Below are 26030 nucleotides of genomic sequence, written 5' to 3'. Positions count from 1 at the left end.
AGGGAGGGTGCGGCAGCCCGGCCGCACGACGTCGATGATCAGCCCTCACGCGCTTTCTGCCCCATAAGCAGAGTCGATGGACATAAGCGATGGCAGGGGGTGGCGGTTATGCTCCGGTGATGCCCACGACGCTTGCCATGTTGCGTGCCTTCGCCGCCGTCGCTCGTACGGGCTCGTTCCAGCGGGCGGCCGACGCGCTCAAGGTGCGGCAGCCGGCGGTGAGCGACGCGATCCGCCGGCTGGAGGCCGAGGCCGGCCGGCCGCTCTTCAGCCGCACCCGCGACGGCGTGCATCTCACCGACTTCGGGCGGCAGTTGCTCGCCGACGCCCTCGCGGCCGTGGACGCGGCCGACCGGGTCGACGCGCTGCTCGCGGACCGCAGACCGAGTCTCACGATCGGCTTCATGGGGGAGGCGGCCGGCCGCCGCACCTCGTGGCTCATGAAGCTCGTCCGGGACGAGACCGGCGCCGACATCACCCTGCGCCGCTATGACTACGCCGACCCGAGCTGCGGTCTGACGTCCGGTCGGTCCGACCTCGCCATCGTGTGGCCGCCGCTGGACGACCCCACGATCCGCAGCCTGACGGTGGCCAGTGATCGTCGGGCCGTCGCCCTCCCCCTGGACGATCCCCTGGCCGGCCGTGATCGTGTCGAACCGGCCGAACTGGCCGGGCGCACCTGGGTCGTTCCGCTCTCCGAGGACCGGACCTGGGCCGAGTTCCGCACCCCACAGGCCGTGGGCATCACCGACCTGCGCGACATGGTCATGTCGCGGTCCATCGAGGAGACCCTCGAACTCGTCTCCCTCGGCCGTGGTGTCGCGCTGGTCTCGGAGAGCACCGACGAGCACTACGCCCGGGCGAACGTGGTCATCGTGCCCCTGTCCGGGAACATCCACTGCTCGACCGCGCTCGCCTGGCGCAGCGCCGACCGCAGGACCGTGGTACGACGCGTCGCCGAGGCGGCGCTCGACGCGACCGAGCCCTGAGAGCCGTTCATCGATCGTCTCCTCTCTACGTGCGGTCGCATACGGATGTCAGCCAGCTCAGGCTCTCCGCGCTGCCCAGGCTGTCCAGGTTCTTCAGCAGGTCGTCCAGTTGGCGCGGATCGGCGAGGAAGTCGATGGTCGCCTGGGCGAAGGCGTCGCGCACCGGGGGCGGCATGGCGTCGGAGGCGTCGAAGCAGTGGACCGCCCCGCGGTCGAGGAGGGTCCGGGCCAGCGAGCGGCGCCAGGCGGGGGTGGAGTCATCTGCCGCGGGCTGCGCGTGGGCGTTGACGGAGAGACCGGCCTCCTTGGTGCTCCACGCCCGCTGGGTCACGGCGGAGGCGAGGTGCCGGATCAGGTCCTGGGCCTGCGGGGTGGCGTGCAGCAGGGCGACCAGGTCGCCGGAGACCTCCCAGGCGTTGTCCGTGGTGGCGCCGGGAATGAGGCCGGTCGAGGGCTCGTAGCGACCGCGCGCCTTCTTCCACGGATCCAGGTTGCGGATGAAGGAGGCCTGGTGCTCCAGGGTGCACTGGGGCGGGTTCATCGTCACCAGCTCGGACGCCTTCTGGTACTCGGTCTGCAGTGCGCGCAGGACGAGGTCCCTGGAGCCACCGGCGCCCACCATCTTCCCCCAGGTGGTCCAGGCCTCCTTCACCTCCTTGGACTGCCAGGGCAGCAGGCCGCGCGCCCACCGCTCGTACACGCCCGGGCCGTACCGCTGCAGCAGGATGTCCTCGATCCAGTCGGTGCCGGGCCAGCCGCTGGTGGCGCCCGAGCCCATGCCGAGGCACCACTGGTCCGGCCGCTTCGCAGCGTCCTGGCGCTGCTGCGCACCGACCCCCGGCCGGTACCAGACCATGCTCTTGAGGTCGGCCTTGAGCGGGAACCAGTACACGTGCCCGTTCCTGGGCGTTACCCAGGACTTGCTGAAGTCGCCCTGTGGGACGAGATCTTCGAGCGGCTGCAGCTGCTTCTGGTCGGCGTAGGCGGCGAGTTCGCCGGGGCCGGTGAGCACCACGACGTCGGGCGGGGTGCCGGCCTCGACGTCGGCGCTGAGCACCTGGCTCTCGGCGGAGCTGCCCTGGTAGTCGACGTGGACGTGGTACTTGCGCTCGAAGGGGTCGATGACCGCCTCCCGGAAGTACTGCTCGTCCTTGCCCGTCCAGTTGGCCAGCAGGGTGACGGTCGGTTCCTGTCCGAGGGCGCGTACGCCGAGCACGACGGCCGCCGCCAGCACGGCCAGGCAGCTCACCAGCACGGTGACCGTACGCACCGGGCGGCGCCGGGTGGCGGCCGCGGGGCCGCTGCCGGGGGCGCTCACCGGGGCCTGAACCGGTAGTCGTTGATGTGCTGTCGCAGACCTGTCTCGGTCAGCGCCATGAGCACGATGCCTCCCAACACGATCCACGCCGAGGCCGCCGCGCGGAGACCGGTGTGCGCCAGGTACCCGGCGGTGTGCTGCCCCGCGTCCGTGACGGCCTGCCCGGACACCAGCTGGTCGAGCAGAGAGCGGGTGTCCGTCATGCCCTGGCGCGTCCACACCGTGAACAGCACGAGGGTCGTGAACCCTCCGGCCAACAGGGCGCATGCGGCGATGAGTTGACGGTTGAACCTGCGGCGGAAGCGGCGGCGCAGGAAGAGCTGGGTCTCCACCAGGGCCGCGCCCAGGGCGAGGACGAGCAGCGCGGTCACGCTCCAGCCGAGCCACAGCGCCCATCCGAAGGAGGTCTGCCGCCCGACCACGGCCCGCTGTTCGTCCTGCAGCCGTCTGAGCCGGTCCTCGATGCCGGCCTTCGCGGTCTTCAGCATGCTGGTCGCGTAGCTGAGGTAGGCGTCCCGCAACACGCTCCCTTGTGGCTCCAGTTGGGCCTTCTCGACCATGCCGGTGTACCCGATGATCAGTCCGGCGACCGTCTGCAGGGCCTGCCGGCCGCCCGGGCCGCCCACGTCGTCGGTGGCGGCCAGGGCGAGGCTCTGCGCGGCCACCGAGATCTGTTTCTGGAACTCGCTGGTCGACGGGGTCCCCCCGGTCGCGTCCGCCTGTGCCTCGCCGAGCGCGTACAGCGCGGTGTCGATGGCGACGACGGCGGGGGCGCTGGAGGTGCGCAGCGGGTTGGCGTCCGCGTGCACCCCCTCGTAGGACAGGAACAGGGACAGGGTCAGCACGGCCGTCAGGGCCAGCAAGAGGCGGCGGCGCACGCCGAGTTCGTACGCGGTCGTGCTGCCCGGGTCCGGCGGTCGCCGCCCGGAGCCGAGGAGGCGGCCGAGGAGGCGGGGCAGCTGGGCCCGGTCGCGGGGGCTGGTGGTGGCGTGCACCCGCCGGCCCGGCCTGGTGCGGGCGTCGACGCTCACAGGGCTCCCCCCAGCAGACGTCCGCACCTGCCGCAGTACACGGAGTCCGCCGGGCCGAGCCACTTGCATTCCGGGCACTCGATCAGCTCGTCGGTATCGGGCGGGGCCTGCGGACCGGCGGCCGGCGGACCTGCCTCGGGCGGGCCCGCGGCGGGTTGTTCCGGTGGGGTGGTCATGGCGCTGGAGAGGATCAGGTGCTGCCAGTCGACGTCCTTGAGGCCGTCGCGGACCCGGCCCGTGCCCGGCTCGGCCTCGATCCGGCGCAGGGCGCCCAGCAGGTGGGCGTCGCCCAGCTCTCCGGCCAGCGCCAGTGCCCGGGCGAGTTCCCGGTCCGCCTCCGCCCTGCCCTCCGCGCGGCGCAGCCAGGCCCGGTAGGCCCGGGCCACGGCGGCGCTCGCCTGCTGGTACAGCTCGTGGCGGCGGACCCCGGGATGCTGCCGGGAAGCGTCGAGCGGGTTGTCGGTCCAGCGCACCAGGACGGGCTGCGGCGCGGGCAGCCGTACGGCGGGCCCGAAGTCGGGTACGACCACGTCCACGGCGGCGAGCTGGAGGTCCTCGTCGATCTCGCGGCCGGTCGGGTCGGCGGTCAGCACGACCTGGAAGTGCCGGGTCTCCTCGCCCCAGGCGCGGGTGACGTACTCGGCGCCGCGTGCGCCCAACTCGGCGCCGGTGGCGAGGAGTTCCTGCTCGTTCGGCACGACCTGCTTGACCTGACGGATCACGGTGCCGGGCGTCGGGGTGATCCTGATGCGCAGCTCGGGGACGGCGGTGCCGAGCAGTCCGTTCACCAACTCCTCGTACGCGGCGGGCAGTTCCGACTCGCGGCGGACCGCGCCGGCCCGGCCGTGCAGTCGCCGGGTGATGCCCAGGAGGAGGTCGGCGTCCCAGTCGTCGCCGATGCCCCACGCGTCGCAGACGAACCGGCCGTCGCAGGCCTCCAGGGCGGTGTCCAGACGCATACCGGCGCGGTGGTCGTGCTCGTTGCGCCCGTCGGTGAGCAGCAGGACGTGTTTGACGGGCGCGGACTGCTTGCTCAGCAGCCGCCGGGCCAGGTCGAGCCAGTGGCCGATGGCGGTGCCGCCGTTCGCGTCCAGGATCCGTACGGCGCGTTCGGCGGCCTCCCGCTCGGCGGTCCCGGCGACGGCCATGCCCTCACGGTCCGGGCCGGGGTGCACCACGGTGGCGTCGAACCGGCCGGAGAGCACGGCGAACGCGGTGCCCTCGGGCAGCAGCCGCAGGGCGGCGACCGTGGCGTCCTTGGCGGCGCGCAGTTTGGCGTCCGGGTGCAGCATGGAGCGGGAGGTGTCGACGATCAGCACCTCGGCGAGGGCGGGCCCTGCCCCGCGGGCGCCCCCGGTGACGATGCCCGGCGTGCCGTTGCTGCTGACCCCGATCTCCAGGATGGCGTGCATCTCCCGGTCCTGGGACCGCCCGGCCGCGGTCGGCGCGACGGGCAGTTCCTTCTCCTGGCCGATTGCGAGGGTCACCGTGATGTCCTCGGTGCTCTCGCCTCTCCCGGCCACACTCATGGCCTCGTCCCCCTCGTTTCCCCGATGTCGTCCGCGTTCTCAGAATCTGCTCATCGGCCGCACGGCGTGGGCCAGGTCGAGCAGCCGGCCGTGTTCGCCCGCTGTGCGCGCCTGTGCGGCCAGTTGCCGGAAGGACTGCTCCAGCAGCGTGCGCAGGGCGTCCTCGCCGCCGGCTCCGAGCAGGTCGCCGGCCGGGAACTGAGGTCCCCAGCCCGGCTTCGGGCGGCAGTGCAGGACGTTCTCCCGGACCTCGGCGACCAGCCGGGCCCGCGACTCGCCGACGGCGGCGCCGCCGTCCAGGTGCAGCTCGGGCAGCCGGCGGTCCGCGTCCCGCAGATCGGCCACCGACGGGGCCCGGCCGTGCAGGACACCGGCGCGGACACGCACGGCCGCGATGCGGGCGGCGTCGTAGTGACGGGAGGTGGCGGGCACGTCGTCGAGGACGCGTACGGCCGCGTCCCGGTCCCCCGTGGCCAGGTGGCCGCGGGCCAGCCCGAACGCGGCGGCGGTGTGGGCGAAGTCCCGGGCCCACACGGCCTCGTAGAACCGCATGGCCCGGGCCGTGCGCTGCTCACCGCCGTGTTCGGCGCAGTACCCGAGGGCCAGTTTGGGCACGTACTCGCCGGGCAGCGCCCGGTAGACGGCCTCGAAGCAGCTGCCGGCCTGCCGTACCTCGGCCTTGCTCAGGTGGAGCACGCCGCGGTGCCAGGCGATGCGCCAGTCGTAGGCGGCGGCGCGCTCGCCGAGCAGGGTCTCGGCCTCGGCCAGCCAGCTCTGGGCCTCGCCCTGCGCGCCCTGTCTCAGATAGGCGCGGCACAGCCACAGCGCGGTTTCGGGGGTGCCGAGGCGGGATTCGCGGGGCCACTGCCGGGCGACCCGGTCGGGGGCGTCGGGCGGGAAGGTGTCGAGCAGCAGGGCGGCGCCGTCGTCGGGGTCGGGGACTGGTTCCGGCAGGGCGCCGGCGACCTCGGCGGCCGCGGGCGGGGAGACGTCGAGATCGGCGGGGTGTGCACCGGGCCGACCGGTCCAGTGGTCCAGGGAGGGGATCGCGCCGAGTCCGGCGTCGAGGCTGGCCTCGGTGGCGCGGAACCGGGTGCTGCTCTCGGGCAGTTGCTCGCCGAACTGCAGCGAGCGGAACTCGCGCAGGACCTCCCAGAGCTGGCGGGACATCTCGGCGGCCGAGCGGAACCGGGCGCGGGGTTCGGCGTGGGTGGCGCGGTCGATGAGGCGGCGGAAGGAGTCGGGGGCGAGACCGCGGGCCGCTTCGGTGCCCCGGGCGAGGGCCTGCAGGGTCATGCCGACGGTGTAGAGGTCGCTGTCGACGTGCCAGCCTCGGCTGTCGACCTCCTCCTTGGGCGGGGCGAAGCTCGCGGTGTAGACGTAGGCGGAGCCGCGGTCGCCGATCGCGCGGACCGCGCCGAGGTCGATGACCTTGATCGCCCGCCCGAAGTGGATGACGTTGGCGGGCTTCATGTCGCAGTAGAGCAGCCCGCGTTCGTGCATGTACTGCAGGGCGCCGAGGATCTTGCAGCCGTAGGTGAGGACGTGGTCGAGGCGGGGTCGGCCCTGGAAGACGCGCTCGGCGTCGTCGGCGTCGAAGAGCTGCTGCAGGGAGCGGCCGCCGATGTAGTCCATGACCAGGTAGCCGGTGGGCGAGCTGCCGGGGGCCTGGTGCTCGACGTAGGTGATGATGCGGACGATGTCGGGGTGGTGCAGACCGGTGAGCGAGCGGCGCTCTTCGACGGCGTTGCGGCGGGCGAGCGCGTCGTGGACGTCGATCAGCCCTTTGAGGACGACGCGGTGGCCGTCGGCGCTGGTGTCCTCGGCGAGGTGGATCCAGCCGAGGCCGCCGCGGGCCAGGCAGCCGAGGATCCGGTAGTGGCCGGCGACCAGGTCGCCCTTGTCCAGCTGGGGCAGGAAGGAGTAGGGGGTGCCGCAGCGGGGACATCGGCCCTTGACCGGGGCGGGCTGGCCGCCGTAGCCGATGCCGACGATCATCGTGCAGCCGTTCGCGCCGCAACGGCGGCCGCCGGTGGGCGGCCGGGGGTCCTCGACCAGCCCGCCCTCGGGGGCGGGGACGTCGGGCAGCAGGACCAGTCCGTGCTGGTCGAGTTCGCCGACTCCGGCGACGGCGTGGACGGGCTGCGGGCCGGGCGGTTCCTCGGCGCCGGTGCCGGGCGGCGGGGACGGTGGCTCGGACCGCGATTCGGACCGCGGCTCGGTCCGTGGCTCCAGGTGCCGGTGTCCGCAGGTGTCGCAGTAGCCGGTGCCCATGATGTGGCCCGCGCAGCCGGGCCGGATGCACGAGGTCATGGGGTGCCCTCCCTTCCGGGTGCCGTTCCGGAGCAGAAGCCGACGAAGCGCCGGGCGGCGGTCTCCGCCTCGTCCACGTCGCAGGGGCTCTGCCGCAGCAGCGACAGGGCGCGTTCATAGAGCCGGTAGGCCTCCATGACCCGGTCACCGCCCTGGGCCGCGGCCCGTTCCCGGCACAGCGGCCACTCGGCGGTGACCCGGCCGAGGAGTTCCTCGCGGCGGCGCAGCCGGTCGTCGAGGACCGAGACCGCCTGTTCCAGGCGCTGGCGGCGGCGCTCGGCGGCGTCCTCGAAGGTGAACAGCAGGTCGGCGTGGCGGGGTTCCCGCTCCCGCTCGGGGGTGTGGGCGACCCAGGCGAGCAGCATCCGGGTGCGCCGTACGCCGGCCTCGGCCTGGTCCAGCAGCTGCCGGGTGCCGGGGTCGGCCGCCACGCGGTCCCGGCGCTCGTCGAGCGCGGGCCCCAACTCATCGACGATGTGGTCGAGTTCGCGGTGCAGCCGGGTCCAGCGGTGGCGCAGCGGACGCTGGACAAAGGATTCGGCAGCCTGGGCCGCGCGGCCGCCCCGGCGGCGGAAGACCAGGAGCAGCCGGGCCCCTTGTTGAGCGAGCCGGTCCAGCAGGCCGAGCAGGGCGTCGGGTTCGGCGGCCTGGTCGACGCCGACCAGGACGGCGGCGAGCGGCACGCGCAGGGCGCCGAGCCGCTCCGGCCTCGGGTCGCCGCGGATGCCCAGTCGCCCGGCGATCCGGTCCATTACCTGATGGACCGTCAGTCCCTTGACGTCCAGGGCGAGATCGTGGCCGCCGGCCGGCGGTACGGTCTCGGGTGGGTCGTGGCTGAAGGCGCTGGTGTTCTGCTGGGTGCGCAGCTCCCGGTCGGCCAGGGTGACGGCGCGGGTGAGGGTCCAGGCGCGGCCGCTGCGGGCGGGGACGACGGTGACGAGCACCGGCCAGCCCTCGCCCCGGAACCAGGAGGCGAGTTCGGTGGCGAACGGCACGTCGAGCCGGCCGGCGGTGCCCGTCGCACCGGGGCGCAGCGTCGGGTCGACGGCCTCGGCGCCCTCGCTCCAGGCGGCGGCCTGCGGCAGATGGCTCAGGATGGTCTCGGTGGGGCTCATGTAGCTGAAGACGGAGCCCGGGCCCTCGTCGACGCTGAGGACGATCCCGATGACCTCGTCGGTCTCGTGGTCGACCACTCCCCCGCCGCTGAAGCCCGGGGCGGCCAGCTCACCCTGGGTCTGCGGGCGCAGCTGCACCTGGTGGTCCCGGCCGCGGGCGGCGACGAGGGTGGCGCCGTGCCAGCGGCCGCCGTCGTCGCCGGCCGGGAAGCCGTACATGCTCACCGGTCCGTGCGGCGAGGCCAGCCGGTAGAGCCGGGTGGTGTGTTCGGCGGGCAGCGGCTGCGCCAGCCGCAGCAGGGCCAAATCTCCGATGCGGTCGCCGAAGGCGTCCTCCCGCTGCGGCACATGCTCGTCCGCCCGGACCGTTGCGGCCACGCCCGGTACGCCGGGCACGCCGACGAAGTGGACGACGTAGGGCCGGCCGGGCCGGACGACATGGGCCGCGGTGAGCACGCGGTCGGGGGCGAGGAGCACCCCCGCGCCAAGCACCCGTCCGTCCTGCTCTTCGATGCGAGCCACCCAAGGTGGCGTCCTTAACCGCGACTTGACGGCTCGCTCCCCCGTGCGCGTCATGTCACGAGAGGTTACTCCGCGTGCCCCTCCGGTACTACTGGTGTGCACGGGGTTGTCGCGGACGGGCGGGATGCGGGCGTCCGCACCGGATGTCCCGCCGGGTCCGGCGTCACCGCGCGCGGGCCTCCCACCCGGTCCAACTCCGCACGCTGACGGCGATCACCGGCCCGTGCAGCGGGTGGTCGCGGTACTGCGGATACTTCTCGCGCAGCAGTCGTACGGCGGTCTCGTGGGCTTCGCGTACGGCCGGGTCGGGCGCGTCGGGCGGCAGGACGCTGGCCTCGCCGTCGGCGCGGACCCACCACAGCTGGTCCCAGTTCTCGTCGTAGGCGTCCGCGAGCAGGCACACGGCCGGGTGTGCGGCGATGTTGCGCAGCCGCTTGAGGCGGGCGGTGGTCTTGGGTTTGTGGTCGACGGCGGTCACGAGCCGGTCGGTGCCGCCGAGGGTGTGCCGGGCGAAGACCACCGGCACCTGGTGCGGGCGGCCCGCCGCGTCGACCGTGGCCAGCCGGGCGACCCGGGCGGCGGTGAACCGGCGCCGCGCCTCCGCCGCGTTCAGTGCGGGCATCCTCGCTCCCGGTGTTCAGCGCGCGTGCAGTGCGTCGAGCACGTCGAGCACGTCCGCGTCGGTCAGCTGCCCGAAGTCGGCGTACCACTGTCCGACGGAGCCGAACCCGGCCGGCCGGCGCGGGCACACGATCATGTCGGCCTCGTCCTCGAGCAGGGCGAGGGAGTCCGGGGCGCCGACCGGGACGGCCAGCACGACCCGGGCCGGGGCCCGGCGCCATACGTGGCGCAGGGCGGCGCGGGCGGTGGCACCGGTGGCCAGGCCGTCATCCACGATGATCACGGTACGGCCCTTGAGTTCGGGGGGCGGGCGGTCGCCGCGGTAGCGCTGCTCCCGCCGGGCCAGCTCGGCCCGTTCCCGCTCGACGGTCGGGGCGAGGCGCTCCTCGGTCAGGCCCAGGCGGTCGAGGGTGTCCGAGTCGAAGAGGGGCGGGTCGCCGGCGGCGAGGGCACCGACGGCGAACTCCGCGTGGTGCGGGGCGCCGATCTTGCGTACGACGAGCACGTCGAGCGGGGCGTCGAGGGCACGGGCGACGGGCGCGGCGACCGCGATACCGCCGCGGGGCAGGGCCAGGACGACGGGGTCGGGAAGGTCGCCCCTGTCGCGCAGGTCCCTCAGCAGGCCGGCGAGTTTCCGTCCGGCCTCGGCGCGGTCCCGGTAGTACATGGGCCCGTCCTCTCGCCGGGGTCCTCTCCCCCCGTACCTCCATGGTGCTACGGCGGCCGGACCTGGCGTCGGAAAACACTCACGAATTCGAACGCGCGAACTATACACGGAGTGTATAGTTCCGGCATGCCTTTTTCGACTTTGACCGAGACGAACCCGGTCCGGCAGCACACGACCAAGAAGATGCGCACAGGCGGCCGAAGGTTGCGTCTGTCCGCGCTCACGTCGGCCGCCGCCTGCCTGGCGCTGACCCTGTCCGGCTGCGCGGAGGTCGACACGACCGCGCCGAGCACGGCGCGGGCCGAGGCGGCGCACGGGGCGCCGGCCCACTTCGGGTCCGTCGACTGCCGCGAGGCCAAGTGCATCGCGCTCACCTTCGACGCCGGACCCAGCGAGAACTCGACGCGACTGCTGGACATCCTCAAGGAGAAGAAGGTCCCGGCGACCTTCTTCCTGCTCGGCAAGCGGCACATCGAGAAGTACCCGGAGCTGGTCAAGCGGATGGCCGCCGAGGGCCACGAGGTGGCGAGCCACACCTGGGACCACAAGATCCTCACCCGGATCTCCGACGCGCAGATACGCGAGGAGCTGAAGCGGCCCAACGACGCGATAGAGCGGCTCACCGGGCACAAGCCCACGCTGATGCGCCCGCCGCAGGGCCGCACGGACGCGAACGTGCACAAGATCGCCAAGCAGCTGGGCCTCGCCGAGGTGCTGTGGAGCGTCACCGCGAAGGACTACACGACCAACGACTCCGCGCTGATCACCGAGCGGGTCCTCGCGCAGGCGTCCCGGGACGGGATCATCCTGCTGCACGACATCTACCAGGGCACCGTGCCCGCGGTGCCCGGCATCATCGACGCCCTGAAGCAGCGCGGGTACGTCTTCGTGACGGTCCCTCAGCTCCTGGCCCCCGGCAAGGCCGAACCGGGGAAGGTGTACCGGCCCTGACCCGCCGGGCGGCGGGCCGGGAAGGGGCGTCACGGCTCAGAACACCACGGACCAGCCTTCGAGCGTGGCCTGTTCGGCGGTGTACGAGACTCCGTGCACCTTGAGGCCCTCCGCGTCGAGGAGGGTGATCTCGCCACCGTGGTTGCCGAGTTGGGTGCCGTCGGTGAGGGGGACGTTGAGCCAGGCGCCCGGCGTGAGGGGGGCCGTGGCGGGCACTTGTGTGCCCTGGCCGCCCAGGCGGGCGACGAGGCGCCAGCCGGTCAGATCGACCGGGTCGGGCGAGGCGTTGAGGAGGGTCACGGTCTCCGCCTCGGGGGCGGGGCCCTTAGGGTTGACGAGCGCCGCCACGATCCGCACGGGCCGCGTGCCGGGCTCCGGCCTGGTGCCGTCGACGCCGTCGAGGGGGCGGCCGGTGGTGTCGTCGGTGTGCCAGGACTGGCTCTGGAAGGCGAGGAAGATCGCGACCCAGCGGGACTGGCCGGGGAAGTGCAGGAGCAGTCCACCGTCCTGCCAGACGCCGTCGTCGCCCATGAAGCGGCCGCTGTTGCCCTGGTTCATGTGGATGTCATGGACGCCGTTGCCGGGCAGGAAGCCGAACACCTTGTCCTTGACCTTCGGTTCGGGGCCGAAGCGGGCACCGAAGAGGTACAGGCGCGCGTCCGGGTCGTCGATCGCGCGCTGCACATAGTGGTCGAGGAGGTCCGCGAGGTCGTTGTCGGGGCCCGCGGCCTCCGGCGGCAGCGTGCGCAGGCCGGCCGGGTCGAACAGGTTGCCGCGCACGAAGTCCAGGTTCGGGCCGCCGGGGCCGGGCGGCAGCGGGTTCCAGCCGCCGGACAGGCCCTCCAGACGGGCGGTCACCGGGTGCCGGAAGTCGTCGGCCACCAGGTACAGCAGCTCGGCGGGCCGCTGCTGGGAGAGCACGTTGACCGCAGCGCGGTAGTGGGTGCCCTGGTCGTCGGTGAGATGGATCTGGTAGTGCGGAGTTTCCAGTGCCCCCTCGCGCCGGGTGTCTATGGCCCGCGCGATGAGAACGCCGTAGGTCTTCAGTGGCATGTGGATCAACTCCCCCTGCGTGCGGGCAGGTTGCCCGGCCCATGGCAGGAAGCGTAGACGCGTGGCGGTCGTTGTCAGGCCCCTCGCACCGACTGTTACCGGATACGACTCCTCACGGACACCCGGCTGTGCGATGGAGCGGAGCCGGGCGCGAAGGTGCAGGTGGCGGGCGACGATTCCCTACGATCGTGCCGTGCCCTTCTTCTCATTCGAACGCACGGTGCCGCTCCCCCTCGACGAGGCGTGGCGCCGGCTCACGGAGTGGCCCCGCCACGGTGACGTGGTCCCGCTGACCCGGATCACCGTGGTCACGCCCGCGCCGACCCGGGAGGGCACACGCTTCGTGGCCCGTTCGGGCCTCGGGCCCCTCTCCTTCAACGATCCCATGGAAGTGACGGTCTGGCATCCGCCGGTGGACGACGAGCCCGGGCTGTGCAGGCTGGAGAAGCGCGGGCGGATCGTCCTGGGCTGGGTGGAGATCGAGGTCCGGCCCGGACCCGGGGGCCGTGCCCGGGTGGTGTGGCGGGAGGAACTGCGGGTCCGCCTCCTTCCCCGTTTCTTCGACGGCGTGGTGGAGCGAACGTCACGCGCGGTGTTCGGACGGGCGGTGAACAGGCTCCTCAGACGGGCGTGAGCGAGCTTCGCTCTCAGCGGCCCTTCGTGGCCCAGTGCTCCGGTTGTGCGACGTAGATCCAGTCGAAGCCGTCGTATCCCTCTGTGTCGAGATGCTGTGCCCGGCCGAGTCCGGCGCGCAGGGCCACGCGCTGGGAGGCGGTGTTCGCCGGCCGTATGCGTGCGATCAGCGGGAGGCCGGGCATGTGCCGGGACGCCCAGCCGGTGACCGCGCCGGCGGCCTCACCGGCGAAGCCCTGGCCCCAAGCCGAGGGGGCGAAGCGGTAGAAGAGGTTCAGGACCCGCTCCCCGTGCAGCTCCATGGGCTTGACTCCGCAGAACCCGAGCTGCTGGTCACAACCGTGGCGCCGGACGACCCAGTACCCGTATCCGTGCCGCCGCCACTGGTCGTCCCAGCGCCGGTAGAGCGCCTCCGCTTCCTCGAACCGGGTGAGCGCGTCGGACGGGTTGTGGGAGCACGTCTCAGGATCACTGTGCACGGCGAAGATCGCGTCGATGTCGGCTTCGGCCGGGCGTCGTAGTGACAGCCGGGCGGTCTGCAGCTCTTCGAATGTCGTGCCCCCGTCATTCATGTCAAGATCGTAGATCCGGGCGCGGCTGCCCGGAAAGGCGAGGGCCGGTGCCGTCGGGAGTTCGCCCCCGAGACTGCCCCCACCGTGGACACCCGCCGGCCACGATGAAACCGAAGATGCCCAGTGATTCGACCTTGATGCACCGTCAGGACTAGGGGAAGCCTCCCGCCTCCTGCGAGACCCATTCATCCACTCGCCGACCTCAGCCGATTGGGTGAGAGAACACCGAACCTGAGTGACTTCGGCCAGACACCGGGCCCAGACGCGCTTCAGAAGCCGTTGTCGTACCGATCAAAGGCGTTGCCGATCGAATGAAGGCCCGACTGGGTGATCGCGGCGTGGTGAGACTCCGCACTGCTCGGGTCCGTTGGCCGCACGGCCGCCAGCGCCTCGACGCAGCTGCCGTGAGCACCGGGCAGCGGGTGGTGGCCCGGCAGCAGGGTCTGCCGGGCCACACTTCGGTCAGTGGGTGTCCGTGCGCTTTTCGAGGCGGGTGCCGTGGCGAAGGGTGATCGATATGAGGTCGCTCGGAGCGTCCAGTTCCAGGCGGTGCCAGCGGCCGCGGGGAACGATCACGGCGGCGCCCGCCGGCAACTGCACCGCCTCGCTGGATTCGCCGGGTCCGGTGGGACGGAAGTAGAGCCGCGCACCGCCTGTCACGCAGCACACCGCCTCGTCCGCCTCCGGGTGCATTTCCCAGTGGTCGGCGTGGACGTCGGCTTCTGTCTCCACGTGGAAGGTCGCCATCTGCCATGCGCCCAAGGCGCTGCTCGTCATGCGGCGTTCGGCGGCTCGGACGTCGCCGTCGGGGTGGAACAACAGTGCCGAGGCGAACAGGTCGACAGGTGTCGTCGTCATGACGGTGTGCCTTCCGGTTGATTCTCTGTGAGGGTGGCGGCCTGCGGGGTGGTTGTCGCAGCGCGGTGGCGGGGCAGTACAGCGATCGCCACGACCGCGGCGAGCAGGAAGAGCGCTGCGGTGACCGCCAGCCCCAGGGCGTAGCCGTCGTTCAGTGCGGCGGGACTGGTGGCCGCGCCGGTGCGGTGCGCCGCGACGGTCGCGAGGACGGCCAGGCCCACGCAGCCGCCGAGTTGGCGGGAGCTGTTGAAGACTCCTGCGGCCATGCCGGCCTCGCGGGGGGTGACGCCTGCGGTCGCGGCGGCGGCGACCGGAGCCAGGACCAGTCCGGTGCCGATGCTGGTGAGGAGGGACGGGCCGAGTACGTCGGTGAGGTAGCCGCCGTCCGGTCTGATGGTGGCGAACCAGGCCAGCCCTGCGGCGGCCAGCAGAGCGCCGGGCACCAGGGCTGCGCGCGGGGAGCGGGAGGAGGTGATGCGGGTCGCGGCGACGGTGCCCGCGATCAGGCCTGCGGAGAAGGGCAGGAATGCGGTGCCGGTGGCAGCGGCGCCCATGCCGAGGACCTGTTGCAGGTACAGGGACACGAAGTAGAAGGCGGTGAACTGCCCGGCCGCCGCGAGGAACACCAGCGCGTTGGCGCCGGCGACCCACCGGCTGCGCAGCAGCCCGAGGCGCAACAGCGGTGCGGGGGTCCTGGATTCGGTGACGACGAAGGCTGCCAGCAGTACGGCCGAGGCGGCGAGGGCCACCAGCGTGGCCGGGGAGGTCCACCCGACGGTGTCGGTGCGCACAACGCCGAACACCAGCAGGCCGGTTCCGCCGGTCGCCAGGACGGCGCCGAGCACATCCGGATCCCTGCGCCGGGTGGGAGGCGCGTCGGCGGGCACGCCTGCGGGGACCAGCGCGAGAGCCGCTACGACGATGGGCAGGTTGATCAGCATGACCCACCGCCAGCCTGCGTACTGCGTCAGCAGCCCGCCGGCGAGCACACCCAGTGCGCCGCCCGAGGCGTTCACCGCGCTCCACACCCCGAGCGCCCGGGTGCGCCGAGGGCCCTCGGGGAACGTCGCGGTCAGCATGGCCAGCGCGGCTGGAGCGGCTGCGGCGGCACCCAGACCCTGGCCGGCCCGGGCGGCGACCAGTTGCCAGGGCGCCTGGGCCAGCCCGCCCGACAGTGAGCACAGCCCGAAGACCGCCAGGCCCAGCACGAAGAGCCGACGCCGGCCGTAGAGGTCGCAGGCCCGGCCTCCCAGCAGCAGAAGTCCGCCGAGTGTGAGCGCGTAGATGTGCACGACCCAGGAGAGGCCGAGTGGGGTGAATCCCAGTGCGATGCGGATCGTGGGCAGCGCGACGTTGACCACTGCCATGTCCAGGGCGACGACGAACTGTGCGACGGCAGCCGCGGCCAGCACGGTTCCGGGGCGCCCCCGTAAGTTTCTGTACATGTAAGAAAATTAACGCCTGCTGCACCCCGCTGTCGACACCCAGGGGATGATGGGGGCATGCCGCAACCGCCCGCACCGCGCAAGACTCCCGGCCGACCTCCCCGGATCTCCCGCGAGGAGATCATCGGAACGGCCCTCCGGATCCTGGACGAGGAAGGCGTGGACCGGCTGACGATGCGTCGGCTGGCCGCGGAGATCGGCAGTACGCCCATGGCGCTCTACCATCACGTCCGCAACAAGGACGAACTGCTCGTGCTGCTGCTGGACGACTACGCGACACGGACACTGCGCCGGCCCGAACTGCCCGCCCAACCCCGCGAGCGCATCATCGTCGCCGCGGAGGCGATCCACGGGGTACTGGCCGCCTGCCCCTGGATCGTGACGGTGCTGACCGCTGACGACCTGCTGTCCAAGACCGCGCTGTGGTTCGTCGAGCAGATCGTGGACGGGCTGGTCGACTGCGGGCTGACCCCCGACCAAGCCGTCCACGGCTACCGCGCGATCTGGTACTACACAGCCGGAGAGATCATGGTCCGGGCGGCAGCGGCCCGGCGACGCGCGGACGACGACCGGCCCATCTACCGAGAGAGCGTCTTCGCCGACCTCGACCCCGACGAGGTTCCCCGGTTGGCACAAGTCGCCGACCGATGGGAGGCGCTGACCGCCCAGGACACATACTCGGACGGGCTCCGAGCCCTGGTGGACGGCCTCGCCACCCGGTAACGAACACCACCGCCACCACGTCGCCCACCAGCAACCACACACTCCTGTGACGAGGCGTCCGATAGGCTCCCGCTGCTGCCGGTGCCGGGTCGGTTGCGGGGTCGGGGCGGGCAGCCCGAGGCGTATTGCCACCGCGCGATGCTGGACGCGATCCGCTACCTGGTCGACAACGGAACGAAATGGCGGGCGATGCCCGCGCTGCACACCGCCATGTACGCGGAACTGTGCCAGCGGCTCGGCGGCGACTTCGTCCACCACCACCCGGGCTGGGACCCGACGAACTACGACCCGCCGATCCTGGAGCGGACCCGCGAGAAGATCGCCGAACTCGGGTGGGAGACGGACGGACCCGGAGCTGTGGGGGCTGCCGTCCGACGAGACGCTCGTGTCCGTGGCGGCGAACTGCCAGCACGCGCCGGAGTGCACCATCCGTCCCATGCCGAAGCCGGAGCCCCCCGTAGGCTGACGGCGGAGGTGACGCAATGTCAAGGTGGATCGACCCGCGGTACGCGGAGCTGGTGGCGGCGTGGAAGCGCGCGCAGCAGCCGGACTCGCGTGCCCCGGAACCCAGGCCGGTGCGGGGGTTCATCGTCCCGCCCAAGCCCTGACAGCAATCCCCGCGGCCCCGGTCGGCAGCTCGCCGGCCGGGGCCGCGCCATGCCAGGGGGACACAATGCTTCGCCGTGGACAGTGAAACAACAGTCGCCATAATCGGGCTCGCCGGCGCGCCCGCACCCGCGGCGATCACCTCCGATGGCGACCGGGCGCACGCCGTCACCACGGAACTCACCGACGCGCGGCGGCAGGTCGCCCGGCAGATCCTGGGCGACGGCGTGCGCGACTGAGCCCGTCCGCCGGGCTCCGCCGCGCCGCTCAGGCCACCGACCCGATCCGCCCGGCCGGCAGCGACGTCGTGTCGTGGTGGATCGGGGTGTGCGCTCCGGTCAGCGAGATCCCGCTGCCTCCGCGCCGGCCTGCGACGATCTCCGCGGCGATGGAGAGTGCCGTCTCCTCGGGCGTACGGGCGCCGAGGTCGAGGCCGATCGGGGAGCGCAGGCGGGCCAGTTCGAGTTCGGTGACGCCGACCTCGCGCAGGCGCTCGTTGCGGTCGAGGTGGGTGCGGCGGGAGCCCATCGCGCCGATGTAGGCGACTGGCAGGCGCAGGGCCAGTTCGAGCAGCGGTACGTCGAACTTGGCGTCGTGGGTGAGGACGCACAGGACGGTGCGGCCGTCGACCTCGGTGCGCTCCAGGTACGTGTGGGGCCATTCGACGACGATCTCGTCGGCCTCCGGGAAGCGGGTGCGGGTGGCGAACACCGGGCGGGCGTCGCACACCGTGACGTGGTAGTTCAGGAACTTGCCGACGCGGACCAGGGCGGAGGCGAAGTCGATGGCGCCGAAGACGATCATGCGGGGTGCGGGGACCGACGACTCGACCAGGAGGGTGAGCGGGGCGCCGCAACGGGAGCCCTGTTCGCCGATCTCCAGGGTGCCGGTGCGGCCCGCGTCCAGGAAGGCACCGGCCTCGGCGGCGACCGTGCGGTCCAGTTCGGGGTGGGCGCCGAAGCCGCCGTCGTAGGAGCCGTCGGGGCGGACCAGCAGGGCCCGGCCGAGCAGTTCGGCCGGGCCCGACGCGACTCGCGCGACCGCCGCCGCCTCTCCGAGGGCGGCGGCGGCCAGCGCGGCCGCGAGCACCGGCCGGGCGGGACCGTCCGCCCGGACCGGTGTGACGAGGATGTCGATGACGCCACCACAGGTCAGGCCGACGGCGAAGGCGTCCTCGTCGCTGTACCCGAAGCGTTCGAGGACGGTTTCCCCGTCGTCGAGCGCCTGTTGGCACAGCTCGTACACCGCGCCCTCCACGCACCCGCCGGAGACCGAGCCGATCGCCGTGCCGTCGGCGTCCACCGCGAGGGCGGCGCCGGGCTGGCGCGGGGCGCTGCCGCCGACGGCCACCACGGTGGCGACGGCGAAGTCACGGCCCTGCTCGACCCACCGGTTCAGCTCCTCGGCGATGTCCAGCATCTCTCGGTCTCCTTAACGGGGTTGCGTGGAAGGGGCGTTCGGCAGGCCGGCTAGTGCACGCCCAGCCAGCCCTCGATCGGATGCAGTGCGAAGTAGATCAGGAAGATGACCGTCAGACCCCACATGAAGGCGCCGATCTCGCGGGCCTTGCCCTGGGCGGTCTTGATGGCCACGTAGGAGATGACGCCCGCGGCGACACCGGTGGTGATGGTGTACGTGAACGGCATCAGGACGACGGTCAGGAAGACCGGGATCGCAGTGGCGCGGTCGGCCCAGTCCACGTGCCGGGCGTTCATCAGCATCATGGCGCCGATGACGACCAGGGCGGCGGAGGCGACCTCCTGCGGGACGATCGCGGTGACCGGGGTGAAGAAGAGACAGGCCGCGAAGAACAGGCTCGTGACGACGGAGGCCAGACCCGTGCGGGCGCCCTCGCCGACGCCGGTCGCCGACTCGATGAACACCGTCTGGCCGGAGCCGCCCGCCACACCACCGATCGCACCGCCGGCGCCGTCGATGAACAGCGCCTTGGACAGGCCCGGCATACGGCCCTTGTCGTCGGCCAGCTTGGCCTCGGTGCCGACGCCGATGATGGTGGCCATCGCGTCGAAGAACCCGGCGAGCACCAGCGTGAAGACGATCATGCCGACGGTCATCGCGCCGACCTTGCCCCAGCCGCCGAACTCGACGTGCCCGAAGAGCGAGAAGTCGGGCATCGAGACCGCGCTGCCGTGCAGTTCGGGGGCGCCGTTCGCCCACTGCTTGGGGGCGATGACGCCGGCGGCGTTGAGGACCGCGGCGACGATCGTGCCGGAGATGATGCCGATGAGGATGGCGCCGGGGATGTTCCGGGCCTGCAGCATGAAGATCAGCAGCAGGGTGCCGGCGAAGAGCAGCACGGGCCAGCCGGCGAGTTCGCCCGCGGGGCCGAGGGTGACGGGGGTGTGCGCACCCTGGTGCACGAAGCCGGCCTTGTAGAAACCGATGAGGGCGATGAAGAGGCCGATGCCCATCGTGATGCCGTGCTTGAGCGCCAGCGGGATCGCGTTCATGATCATCTCGCGCAGGCCGGTGACGACCAGCAGCATGATGACGACGCCGTACATCACGCACATGCCCATGGCCTGCGGCCAGGTCATCTCGGGGGCGACCTGCGAGGACAGGACGCCGGAGACGGAGAGGCCGGCGGCGAGGGCGAGCGGCACCTTGCCGACGAATCCCATCAGCAGCGTGGTGAAGGCCGCCGCGAACGCGGTCGCGGTGATCAGCGCCTTCTGGCCGAGCGTGTCCCCCGCCGCGTCCTTGCCGGACAGGATGAGGGGGTTGAGCAGGAGGATGTAGGCCATCGCCATGAAGGTGGTGATGCCGCCGCGGACCTCTGTCGAGACCGTGGACCCTCTCTTGGATATGTGGAAGTACCGGTCGAGCCAGGAACGCCCGGCCGGGACGCGGCTGCCATCGCCCGCGTCGTCGGCTGCGGTCCTGGGCTCCACTGACTGCTGGGTCATGGTGCCATCTCCCAAGGTTCACAGGGGCACCCGTGCAACCGCACTGACGGTCACGGGATTTGGGAATGGACGACCCGGGGGACGGCCCGAGACGAACGAATTTCCTGGTACTTCAAGGACCGCGAGCGGTGCGGAACTCAAAGGGGTTCCTCCGGGCGGCGCGGCGGAGTGTGTGACGTTCCCTCACACCGCCCGGAGAGCTGGGGTGTTACGCGGTCCCCGTCAGGTGCTCGGGCCGCACCGGAGTGCGGTTGAGCTCCAGCCCGGTCGCGTTCCGGATCGCCGCGAGGACGGCCGGGGTGGACGACAGGGTCGGGGCTTCGCCGATGCCGCGCAGCCCGTACGGGGCGTGGTCGTCGGCGAGTTCGAGGACGTCGACCGGGATGGTCGGCGTGTCGAGGATGGTCGGGATCAGGTAGTCCGTGAAGGAGGGGTTCCTGACCTTCGCCGTCTTCGGGTCGACGATGATCTCCTCCATCACCGCCACGCCCAGGCCCTGGGTGGTGCCACCCTGGATCTGGCCGATCACGGAGAGCGGGTTGAGGGCCTTGCCGACGTCCTGGGCGCAGGCCAGTTCGATGACCTTGACCAGGCCGAGTTCGGTGTCGACCTCGACGACCGCACGGTGCGCGGCGAAGGAGTACTGGACGTGTCCGTCGCCCTGGCCGGTGCGCAGGTCGAAGGCCTCCGTCGGCCGGTGCCGCCACTCCGCCTCGATCTCGACGGTCTCGCCCTCCAGGACGTCGACCAGGTCGCCGAGGACCTCGCCGGCGTCGGTGACGACCTTGCCGCCCTCCAGCAGGAGTTCGGCGGTGGCCCAGGCGGGGTGGTAGCTGCCGAACTTGCGGCGGCCGATCTCCAGGACCTTCTCGCGGACCAGCTCGCAGGCGTTCTTCACGGCGCCGCCGGTGACGTACGTCTGCCGGGAGGCCGAGGTCGAGCCGGCGCTGCCCACCTGGGTGTCGGCCGGGTGGATGGTCACCTGGGCGACGCCCAGCTCGGTGCGGGCGATCTGCGCGTGGACGGTGACTCCGCCCTGGCCGACCTCCGCCATCGCGGTGTGCACGGTCGCGACCGGCTCGCCGCCGATGACCTCCATGCGCACCTTGGCGGTGGAGTAGTCGTCGAAGCCCTCGGAGAAGCCGACGTTCTTGATGCCGACCGCGTAGCCGACCCCGCGTACGACGCCTTCGCCGTGCGTGGTGTTGGACAGGCCGCCGGGCAGCTGCCGTACGTCGGCGCCCTCGCTGGACTCCCACTGGCGCTCGGGCGGCATGGGCATCGCCTTGACGCGGCGCAGCAGTTCGGCGACCGGGGCCGGGGAGTCGACCGGCTGCCCGGTCGGCATGATGGTCCCCTGCTCCATGGCGTTCAGCTGCCGGAACTCCACCGGGTCCATGCCCAGCTTCTTCGCCAGCTTGTCCATCTGCGCCTCGTAGGCGAAGCACGCCTGGACCGCGCCGAAGCCACGCATGGCGCCGCAGGGCGGGTTGTTGGTGTAGAGGGCGATGGCCTCGATGTCGACGTCGTCGATGACGTACGGGCCGACGGAGAGGGAGGAGGCGTTGCCGACGACCGCCGGGGAGGCGGAGGCGTAGGCGCCGCCGTCCAGGACGATCCGGCACTTCATGTGCGTCAACTTGCCGTCGCGCGTGGCCCCGTGCTCGTAGTAGAGCTTCGCCGGGTGCCGGTGGACGTGCCCGAAGAAGGACTCGAACCGGTTGTAGACGATCTTGACGGGCTTGCCGGTGCGCAGCGCCAGCAGGCAGGCGTGGATCTGCATCGACAGGTCCTCGCGGCCGCCGAACGCGCCGCCCACGCCGGCCAGCGTCATGCGCACCTTGTCCTCGGGCAGGCCGAGGACGGGCGCGATCTGGCGCAGGTCGGAGTGGAGCCACTGGGTGGCGATGTAGAGGTGGACGCCGCCGTCCTCCTCGGGTACGGCGAGGCCGGACTCGGGGCCGAGGAAGGCCTGGTCCTGCATGCCGAAGGTGTACTCGCCCTTGACGATGACATCGGCTCGCTTCGCGGCCTCGTCCGCGTTGCCGCGGATGATCGGCTGGCGGTGCACGATGTTCGGGTGCGGGACGTGGCCGATGTGGTGGTCGTCGCGGTTCTCGTGGACGAGGATCGCGTCCGGGGCGGTCGCGGAGGCCTCGTCCGTGATGACCGGGAGTTCCCGGTACTCGACCTTGATCTTGGCGGCGGCGCGGCGAGCCGTCTCCGGGTGGTCGGCAGCGACGATCGCGACCGGCTCGCCGTGGTGGCGTACCTTGCCGTGGGCGAGGACCGGGGTGTCCTGGATCTCCAGGCCGTAGTTCTTCACCTCGGTGGGCAGGTCGTCGTACGTCATGACCGCGTACACGCCCGGCGTGGCCAGGGCCTCGCCCGTGTCGATCGACACGATCTCGGCGTGGGCGACGGCGGAGCGCAGGATCTGGCCCCAGAGCATGTCCTCGTGCCACATGTCGGACGAGTACGCGAACTCGCCGGTGACCTTGAGGGTGCCGTCCGGGCGGAGCGTGGACTCGCCGATGCCGCCCTTGGTCCGGGTGCCCTGCGTGATCTTCGTAGGAGCGCCGTTGGTCGGCATGTCAGACCCCCTCGGACTGGCGGGCAGCCGCCAGACGGACCGCGTCCATGATCTTCTCGTAGCCCGTGCAGCGGCACAGGTTGCCCGACAGCGCCTCGCGGATGTCCGCGTCGGACGGGTTCGGGTTGTTCTCCAGCATCTCGTCGGCGGCGACCAGCAGACCCGGGGTGCAGAAGCCGCACTGGACGGCGCCGGCGTCGATGAACGCCTGCTGGATGGGCGAGAGTTGGGTGCCCTCGCCGGTCTGCGAGTCGGTGCTCTTGGCCTGCCACTGCTGTGCGTCCTGGAGGCTCGTACCGCAGGCGCCACTCGCGCAGCCGCCCTCGGCGCGCTGCTTGGCGTAGTCCGCGAGGCCCTCGACGGTCACAACCTCGCGGCCCTCGACCTGGCCGGCCGCGACCAGGCAGGAACAGACCGGGACGCCGTCCAGACGGACGGTGCAGGAGCCGCACTCACCCTGCTCGCAGGCGTTCTTGGAGCCGGGCAGGCCGAGGCGCTCGCGCAGGACGTAGAGCAGGCTCTCGCCCTCCCAGACGTCGTCGGCTTCCTGCGGACGTCCGTTGACGGTGAAGTTGACGCGCATTACGCAGCTCCCTCGGTGGTGCGGCGGGCGCCGCGGTACGACTCCCAGGTCCAGGTGAGCGTCCGGCGGGCCATCACGCCGACCGCGTGGCGGCGGTAGCTCGCGGTGCCCCGGACGTCGTCGATCGGGTTGCAGGCGGCCGAGCACAGGTCCGCGAACTGCTTGGCGACCGACGGGGTGATGATCTTTCCGTTGTCCCAGAAGCCGCCCTCTTCCAGAGCCGCGTTCAGGAAGTCCTCGGCGGCCTTGGCCCGCACGGGGGTCGGGGCGGCGGAGCCGATGCCGGTCCGGACCGTACGGGTCTCGGGGTGCAGGGCGAGACCGAAGGCGCACACCGCGATGACCATGGCGTTGCGGGTGCCGACCTTGGAGTACTGCTGCGGGCCGTCCGCCTTCTTGATGTGGACGGCGCGGATCAGCTCGTCGGGCTGGAGCGCGTTGCGCTTGACGCCGGTGTAGAACGCGTCGATCGGGATCAGGCGGGTGCCGCGGGCCGCCGACTCCACCTCGACGTCGGCGCCGGACGCGAGGAGGGCGGGGTGCGCGTCACCGGCGGGCGAGGCCGTGCCGAGGTTGCCGCCGACGCCGCCGCGGTTGCGGATCTGCGGGGAGGCGACCGTGTGCGAGGCGAGCGCCAGGCCGGGCAGCTCGGCACGGAGATTCTCCATGATCTGGGTGTACGGGACGGAGGCACCCAGCCGTACGGTGCCCTCGCCGACCTCCCACTCGGTGAGGTCGCCGATGCGGTTCAGGTCGAGCAGGTACTCGGGCCGGCGGTGGTCGAAGTTGATCTCGACCATCACATCGGTGCCACCCGCAATCGGCACAGCGGTGGGGTGCTCGGCCTTCGCGGCGAGCGCCTCCTCCCAGCTGGCGGGGCGAAGGAAGTCCATGACCGGCTCTCTTCTTCGTCTCGTGGGTCGTACGTATTGAGCCAATCCGTGTGCGGCGGGCCCGGCTCGTTCATGTCCTGTTAACGCGGAGTGGAGTCAGTACACCGCCCCGTACTCCGACCCGGTCAGTCACCGAAAACATGAAGGAGTTGCCTGGCCACGGGAGACATCTTGTAGATTCGTATGAACGGAGGTCATCGGTAACCTCTCCGTTTTCCTCGGGAAACGCAGGACACGGCCCGACGACCCCGGAGAACGGCCTGTGCGCCCCGCGTCGGGTCCCTCCCCCGTCACCCATCCAAGATTCATCGTAGGTTTCGAGACAAAGAACGGCGGCGACGAGATGCGGCTGCGCGCACTTCTGGACACCGATGCGCTGGGCCTGCGGCTGCTCGGCGGCGAGGACGAGCTGGACCGCTCGGTACGCGGAGTCATGACCACCGACCTGCGCGACCCGAGCCGCTATCTCTCCGGCGGCGAGCTGGTGCTGACGGGCCTGGCCTGGCGGCGGGACGCCGACGACTCCGAACCCTTCGTGCGCATCCTGGTGCAGGCCGGGGTGGCGGCCCTCGCGGCCGGCGAGGCCGAGCTGGGCGATGTGCCGGACGACCTGGTGCTGGCCTGCGCCCGGCACCGGCTGCCGCTGTTCGCGGTGCACGAGTCGGTGGCGTTCGCGACCATCACCGAGCACGTCGTACGGCAGGTCTCCGGCGAGCGGGCCGGGGACCTGGCGGCCGTGGTCGACCGGCACCGCCGGATGATGACCTCGGGCCCGGCCGGCGGCGGCCCGGACGTGGTCCTCGACCTGCTCGGCTCCGACCTGGACCTGCGCGCCTGGGTGCTCTCCCCCACCGGCCGGCTGATCGCGGGCTCGAAGGTCTCGGGCCCTGAGCTGCCGCCGGAGACCTGCGCCAAGCTGGCCGCCGAGCACCTGGCCGCCGCCCGCACCGGCCGCCGCGGACCGCACCGGCTGCTGCTGGACGGCACCCGCTACTCCCTGTTCCCGATCCGCTCCTCCGGGCGTTCCCCGCAGGCCGCCCGCGACGTGCGCGAGACGGTCCTGTCGGACTGGCTGCTGGCCGTCGAGGCGGACGCCGGGGACTGGCCGGAGGAGCGCCTCGACCTGCTCCAGGGCGTCACCCAGCTGATCGCCGTCGAACGGGACCGCCGGGACGCGGCGCGCACGGTGCGTCGCCGGCTCGCCCAGGAGGTGCTGGAGCTGGTGCAGACGGGCGCCGCACCGGGCGAGATCGCCGCGCGCCTGCGGGTGGCGGCACCCGTGCTGCTGCCCGGGCTCGGGGCGGCCCCGCACTGGCAGGTCGTGGTGGCCCGCGTTGAGTGGGAGGGCGACGGGGTCGAGGGCGGCCCGGTCGCCCAGTCGCTGCTGGAGGAGGTCCTGGTCGACCCCATGGCCACGGGCCCGGAGCCCTCGGACCGCATCGCCGTCGCACACACCGGCGACGAGGCGATCGCGCTGGTCCCCCTCCCGGCGGTCTCCACCGAGCACGACGGCTCGGAGACCGGTCTGCTCGCCGACGCGCTGCTGCAGTCGGTGCGGGAGCCGCTGTCGGCGGGCCTGAACGACGACGGGCGGCTCACGCTCGGTGTCAGCGCCGCCGTGCACTCGGCTGAGGGGCTGCGCGGCGCCCTGGAGGAGGCCCGGCACGCCCGCCGGGTGGCCGCGGCCCGTCCCGGCCGGGTCTGCGCGGCCGGCCACCAGGAACTGGCCTCCCACGTCCTCCTGCTGCCCTTCGTCCCGGACGACGTCCGCCGTGCCTTCACGGCACGCCTGCTGGACCCCCTGACGGAGTACGACCGCCGCCACCGCGCCGAACTGATCCCGACCCTGGAGGCGTTCCTGGAGTGCGACGGCTCCTGGACCCGCTGCGCCACCCGGCTCCACCTGCACGTCAACACGCTGCGCTACCGGGTGGGCCGCATCGAGCAGTTGACGGGACGGGACCTGTCGCGCCTCGAGGACAAGCTGGACTTCTTCCTGGCACTGCGCATGAGCTGAGGCCGGACGGGCGCGGGGCGGTCAAACCAACTCACGCCAATGCCCCGCCACTTTGTGAAATCTTTCACCCA

General features: G+C 72.0%; 24 protein-coding genes. 7 read left to right on the top strand and 17 right to left on the bottom strand.

Annotated elements, in window-relative coordinates; all coding sequences use genetic code 11:
* The first annotated feature begins 119 nt into the window (after positions 1-119).
* Positions 120-989 carry a LysR family transcriptional regulator gene (locus tag ACFYZZ_RS02570; RefSeq protein WP_389170535.1) on the top strand — a complete coding sequence of 290 codons (870 nt, stop codon included), beginning with the start codon at positions 120-122 and terminating at the stop codon, positions 987-989.
* Between the two features lie 25 nt (positions 990-1014).
* Here the strand turns inward: ACFYZZ_RS02570 and ACFYZZ_RS02565 are convergent, their stop codons facing one another.
* The 7 genes from ACFYZZ_RS02565 to ACFYZZ_RS02535 form a co-directional block, all read right to left on the bottom strand.
* On the bottom strand, positions 1015-2307 hold the full coding sequence (locus tag ACFYZZ_RS02565; protein ID WP_389170532.1) for an extracellular solute-binding protein: 1293 nt from the start codon (positions 2305-2307) through the stop codon (positions 1015-1017).
* Positions 2304-3338: a hypothetical protein gene (locus ACFYZZ_RS02560; RefSeq protein ID WP_389170530.1), complete on the bottom strand. Its 1035-nt coding sequence runs from the start codon at positions 3336-3338 to the stop codon at positions 2304-2306. Before ACFYZZ_RS02560 ends, ACFYZZ_RS02565 begins: the two co-directional genes overlap by 4 nt.
* Positions 3335-4867, bottom strand: a complete 1533-nt coding sequence (locus tag ACFYZZ_RS02555; RefSeq protein WP_389170528.1) for a VWA domain-containing protein — start codon at positions 4865-4867, stop codon at positions 3335-3337. Before ACFYZZ_RS02555 ends, ACFYZZ_RS02560 begins: the two co-directional genes overlap by 4 nt.
* A 39-nt stretch (positions 4868-4906) precedes the next feature.
* Positions 4907-7180, bottom strand: coding sequence for a tetratricopeptide repeat protein (locus tag ACFYZZ_RS02550; RefSeq protein WP_389170525.1), 2274 nt, complete (start codon positions 7178-7180; stop codon positions 4907-4909).
* Entirely contained in the window at positions 7177-8817 is a 1641-nt protein-coding gene (locus ACFYZZ_RS02545) for a trypsin-like serine peptidase (RefSeq protein ID WP_389170522.1), read from the bottom strand. Before ACFYZZ_RS02545 ends, ACFYZZ_RS02550 begins: the two co-directional genes overlap by 4 nt.
* A gap of 163 nt (positions 8818-8980) precedes the next feature.
* Positions 8981-9439 carry a TIGR03668 family PPOX class F420-dependent oxidoreductase gene (locus tag ACFYZZ_RS02540; RefSeq protein ID WP_389170519.1) on the bottom strand — a complete coding sequence of 153 codons (459 nt, stop codon included), beginning with the start codon at positions 9437-9439 and terminating at the stop codon, positions 8981-8983.
* 15 nt (positions 9440-9454) lie between these two features.
* On the bottom strand, positions 9455-10105 hold the full coding sequence (locus tag ACFYZZ_RS02535) for a phosphoribosyltransferase (protein ID WP_389170517.1): 651 nt from the start codon (positions 10103-10105) through the stop codon (positions 9455-9457).
* A gap of 183 nt (positions 10106-10288) precedes the next feature.
* On the opposite strand from ACFYZZ_RS02535, the gene ACFYZZ_RS02530 reads away from it, so the two are divergent.
* On the top strand, positions 10289-11056 hold the full coding sequence (locus tag ACFYZZ_RS02530) for a polysaccharide deacetylase family protein (RefSeq protein ID WP_389171975.1): 768 nt from the start codon (positions 10289-10291) through the stop codon (positions 11054-11056).
* 36 nt (positions 11057-11092) lie between these two features.
* Here ACFYZZ_RS02530 and ACFYZZ_RS02525 read toward each other — a convergent pair whose 3' ends face one another.
* On the bottom strand, positions 11093-12109 hold the full coding sequence (locus ACFYZZ_RS02525; RefSeq protein ID WP_389170514.1) for a DUF2278 family protein: 1017 nt from the start codon (positions 12107-12109) through the stop codon (positions 11093-11095).
* Positions 12110-12302: 193 nt separating this feature from the next.
* Here ACFYZZ_RS02525 and ACFYZZ_RS02520 point away from each other — a divergent pair, with 193 nt between their 5' ends.
* A complete protein-coding gene (locus tag ACFYZZ_RS02520) occupies positions 12303-12743 on the top strand; it encodes an SRPBCC family protein (protein WP_389170512.1) in 441 nt (146 codons plus the stop codon).
* A 13-nt stretch (positions 12744-12756) separates the two neighbouring features.
* Here ACFYZZ_RS02520 and ACFYZZ_RS02515 read toward each other — a convergent pair whose 3' ends face one another.
* The 4 genes from ACFYZZ_RS02515 to ACFYZZ_RS02500 all read right to left on the bottom strand — a co-directional run bounded on the left by ACFYZZ_RS02515 (position 12757) and on the right by ACFYZZ_RS02500 (position 15617).
* Complete coding sequence (locus ACFYZZ_RS02515) at positions 12757-13314, bottom strand: GNAT family N-acetyltransferase (RefSeq protein ID WP_389170510.1); 558 nt, start codon at positions 13312-13314, stop codon at positions 12757-12759.
* Between the two features lie 269 nt (positions 13315-13583).
* Positions 13584-13769, bottom strand: coding sequence for a hypothetical protein (locus ACFYZZ_RS02510; protein ID WP_389170507.1), 186 nt, complete (start codon positions 13767-13769; stop codon positions 13584-13586).
* Positions 13770-13776: 7 nt separating this feature from the next.
* On the bottom strand, positions 13777-14172 hold the full coding sequence (locus ACFYZZ_RS02505) for a cupin (RefSeq protein WP_389170504.1): 396 nt from the start codon (positions 14170-14172) through the stop codon (positions 13777-13779).
* Positions 14169-15617 carry an MFS transporter gene (locus tag ACFYZZ_RS02500; protein WP_389170501.1) on the bottom strand — a complete coding sequence of 483 codons (1449 nt, stop codon included), beginning with the start codon at positions 15615-15617 and terminating at the stop codon, positions 14169-14171. The genes ACFYZZ_RS02505 and ACFYZZ_RS02500 overlap by 4 nt, the downstream gene beginning before the upstream one ends.
* 57 nt (positions 15618-15674) lie before the next feature.
* On the opposite strand from ACFYZZ_RS02500, the gene ACFYZZ_RS02495 reads away from it, so the two are divergent.
* The 3 genes from ACFYZZ_RS02495 (at position 15675) to ACFYZZ_RS02485 (ending at position 17185) form a co-directional block, all read left to right on the top strand.
* Positions 15675-16340 carry a TetR/AcrR family transcriptional regulator gene (locus ACFYZZ_RS02495; protein WP_389170498.1) on the top strand — a complete coding sequence of 222 codons (666 nt, stop codon included), beginning with the start codon at positions 15675-15677 and terminating at the stop codon, positions 16338-16340.
* Between the two features lie 482 nt (positions 16341-16822).
* The gene (locus tag ACFYZZ_RS02490; RefSeq protein WP_389170495.1) at positions 16823-16948 is read left to right on the top strand and encodes a hypothetical protein; all 126 of its coding nucleotides are present in this window, start codon (positions 16823-16825) and stop codon (positions 16946-16948) included.
* A 75-nt stretch (positions 16949-17023) separates the two neighbouring features.
* Positions 17024-17185, top strand: coding sequence for a hypothetical protein (locus tag ACFYZZ_RS02485; protein WP_389170493.1), 162 nt, complete (start codon positions 17024-17026; stop codon positions 17183-17185).
* A gap of 28 nt (positions 17186-17213) precedes the next feature.
* Here the strand turns inward: ACFYZZ_RS02485 and ACFYZZ_RS02480 are convergent, their stop codons facing one another.
* The 5 genes from ACFYZZ_RS02480 to ACFYZZ_RS02460 form a co-directional block, all read right to left on the bottom strand.
* Positions 17214-18365, bottom strand: a complete 1152-nt coding sequence (locus tag ACFYZZ_RS02480; protein ID WP_389170491.1) for an XdhC family protein — start codon at positions 18363-18365, stop codon at positions 17214-17216.
* A gap of 50 nt (positions 18366-18415) precedes the next feature.
* Positions 18416-19873, bottom strand: coding sequence for an NCS2 family permease (locus tag ACFYZZ_RS02475; RefSeq protein WP_389170488.1), 1458 nt, complete (start codon positions 19871-19873; stop codon positions 18416-18418).
* A 208-nt stretch (positions 19874-20081) separates the two neighbouring features.
* Positions 20082-22466, bottom strand: a complete 2385-nt coding sequence (locus ACFYZZ_RS02470) for a xanthine dehydrogenase family protein molybdopterin-binding subunit (RefSeq protein WP_389170485.1) — start codon at positions 22464-22466, stop codon at positions 20082-20084.
* 1 nt (position 22467) lies between these two features.
* Positions 22468-23049: a (2Fe-2S)-binding protein gene (locus tag ACFYZZ_RS02465; RefSeq protein ID WP_389170482.1), complete on the bottom strand. Its 582-nt coding sequence runs from the start codon at positions 23047-23049 to the stop codon at positions 22468-22470.
* Positions 23049-23942 (bottom strand): FAD binding domain-containing protein, encoded by an 894-nt coding sequence (locus ACFYZZ_RS02460; RefSeq protein WP_389170479.1) that lies wholly within the window; start codon positions 23940-23942, stop codon positions 23049-23051. The genes ACFYZZ_RS02465 and ACFYZZ_RS02460 overlap by 1 nt, the downstream gene beginning before the upstream one ends.
* A gap of 343 nt (positions 23943-24285) precedes the next feature.
* On the opposite strand from ACFYZZ_RS02460, the gene ACFYZZ_RS02455 reads away from it, so the two are divergent.
* On the top strand, positions 24286-25959 hold the full coding sequence (locus tag ACFYZZ_RS02455) for a PucR family transcriptional regulator (RefSeq protein WP_389170476.1): 1674 nt from the start codon (positions 24286-24288) through the stop codon (positions 25957-25959).
* Positions 25960-26030: the final 71 nt, after the last annotated feature.

Source organism: Streptomyces sp. NPDC001816, from assembly GCF_042892235.1.
In the GTDB taxonomy this organism is placed as follows: Bacteria; Actinomycetota; Actinomycetes; order Streptomycetales; family Streptomycetaceae; genus Streptomyces.
This window is presented reverse-complemented; position numbering and strand designations above follow the sequence as displayed.

Excerpts from the sequence above, each read along its gene's own strand:
- ACFYZZ_RS02570 (WP_389170535.1), top strand. The coding sequence starts at position 120 with ATGCCCACGACGCTTGCCATGTTGCGTGCCTTCGCCGCCGTCGCTCGT.
- ACFYZZ_RS02555 (WP_389170528.1), bottom strand. The coding sequence starts at position 4,867 with ATGAGTGTGGCCGGGAGAGGCGAGAGCACCGAGGACATCACGGTGACC.
- ACFYZZ_RS02550 (WP_389170525.1), bottom strand. The coding sequence starts at position 7,180 with ATGACCTCGTGCATCCGGCCCGGCTGCGCGGGCCACATCATGGGCACC.
- ACFYZZ_RS02540 (WP_389170519.1), bottom strand. The coding sequence starts at position 9,439 with ATGCCCGCACTGAACGCGGCGGAGGCGCGGCGCCGGTTCACCGCCGCC.
- ACFYZZ_RS02535 (WP_389170517.1), bottom strand. The coding sequence starts at position 10,105 with ATGTACTACCGGGACCGCGCCGAGGCCGGACGGAAACTCGCCGGCCTG.
- ACFYZZ_RS02530 (WP_389171975.1), top strand. The coding sequence starts at position 10,289 with ATGCGCACAGGCGGCCGAAGGTTGCGTCTGTCCGCGCTCACGTCGGCC.
- ACFYZZ_RS02525 (WP_389170514.1), bottom strand. The coding sequence starts at position 12,109 with ATGCCACTGAAGACCTACGGCGTTCTCATCGCGCGGGCCATAGACACC.
- ACFYZZ_RS02515 (WP_389170510.1), bottom strand. The coding sequence starts at position 13,314 with ATGAATGACGGGGGCACGACATTCGAAGAGCTGCAGACCGCCCGGCTG.
- ACFYZZ_RS02505 (WP_389170504.1), bottom strand. The coding sequence starts at position 14,172 with ATGACGACGACACCTGTCGACCTGTTCGCCTCGGCACTGTTGTTCCAC.
- ACFYZZ_RS02500 (WP_389170501.1), bottom strand. The coding sequence starts at position 15,617 with ATGTACAGAAACTTACGGGGGCGCCCCGGAACCGTGCTGGCCGCGGCT.
- ACFYZZ_RS02495 (WP_389170498.1), top strand. The coding sequence starts at position 15,675 with ATGCCGCAACCGCCCGCACCGCGCAAGACTCCCGGCCGACCTCCCCGG.
- ACFYZZ_RS02490 (WP_389170495.1), top strand. The coding sequence starts at position 16,823 with ATGTCAAGGTGGATCGACCCGCGGTACGCGGAGCTGGTGGCGGCGTGG.
- ACFYZZ_RS02480 (WP_389170491.1), bottom strand. The coding sequence starts at position 18,365 with ATGCTGGACATCGCCGAGGAGCTGAACCGGTGGGTCGAGCAGGGCCGT.
- ACFYZZ_RS02475 (WP_389170488.1), bottom strand. The coding sequence starts at position 19,873 with ATGACCCAGCAGTCAGTGGAGCCCAGGACCGCAGCCGACGACGCGGGC.
- ACFYZZ_RS02470 (WP_389170485.1), bottom strand. The coding sequence starts at position 22,466 with ATGCCGACCAACGGCGCTCCTACGAAGATCACGCAGGGCACCCGGACC.
- ACFYZZ_RS02465 (WP_389170482.1), bottom strand. The coding sequence starts at position 23,049 with ATGCGCGTCAACTTCACCGTCAACGGACGTCCGCAGGAAGCCGACGAC.
- ACFYZZ_RS02460 (WP_389170479.1), bottom strand. The coding sequence starts at position 23,942 with ATGGACTTCCTTCGCCCCGCCAGCTGGGAGGAGGCGCTCGCCGCGAAG.
- ACFYZZ_RS02455 (WP_389170476.1), top strand. The coding sequence starts at position 24,286 with ATGCGGCTGCGCGCACTTCTGGACACCGATGCGCTGGGCCTGCGGCTG.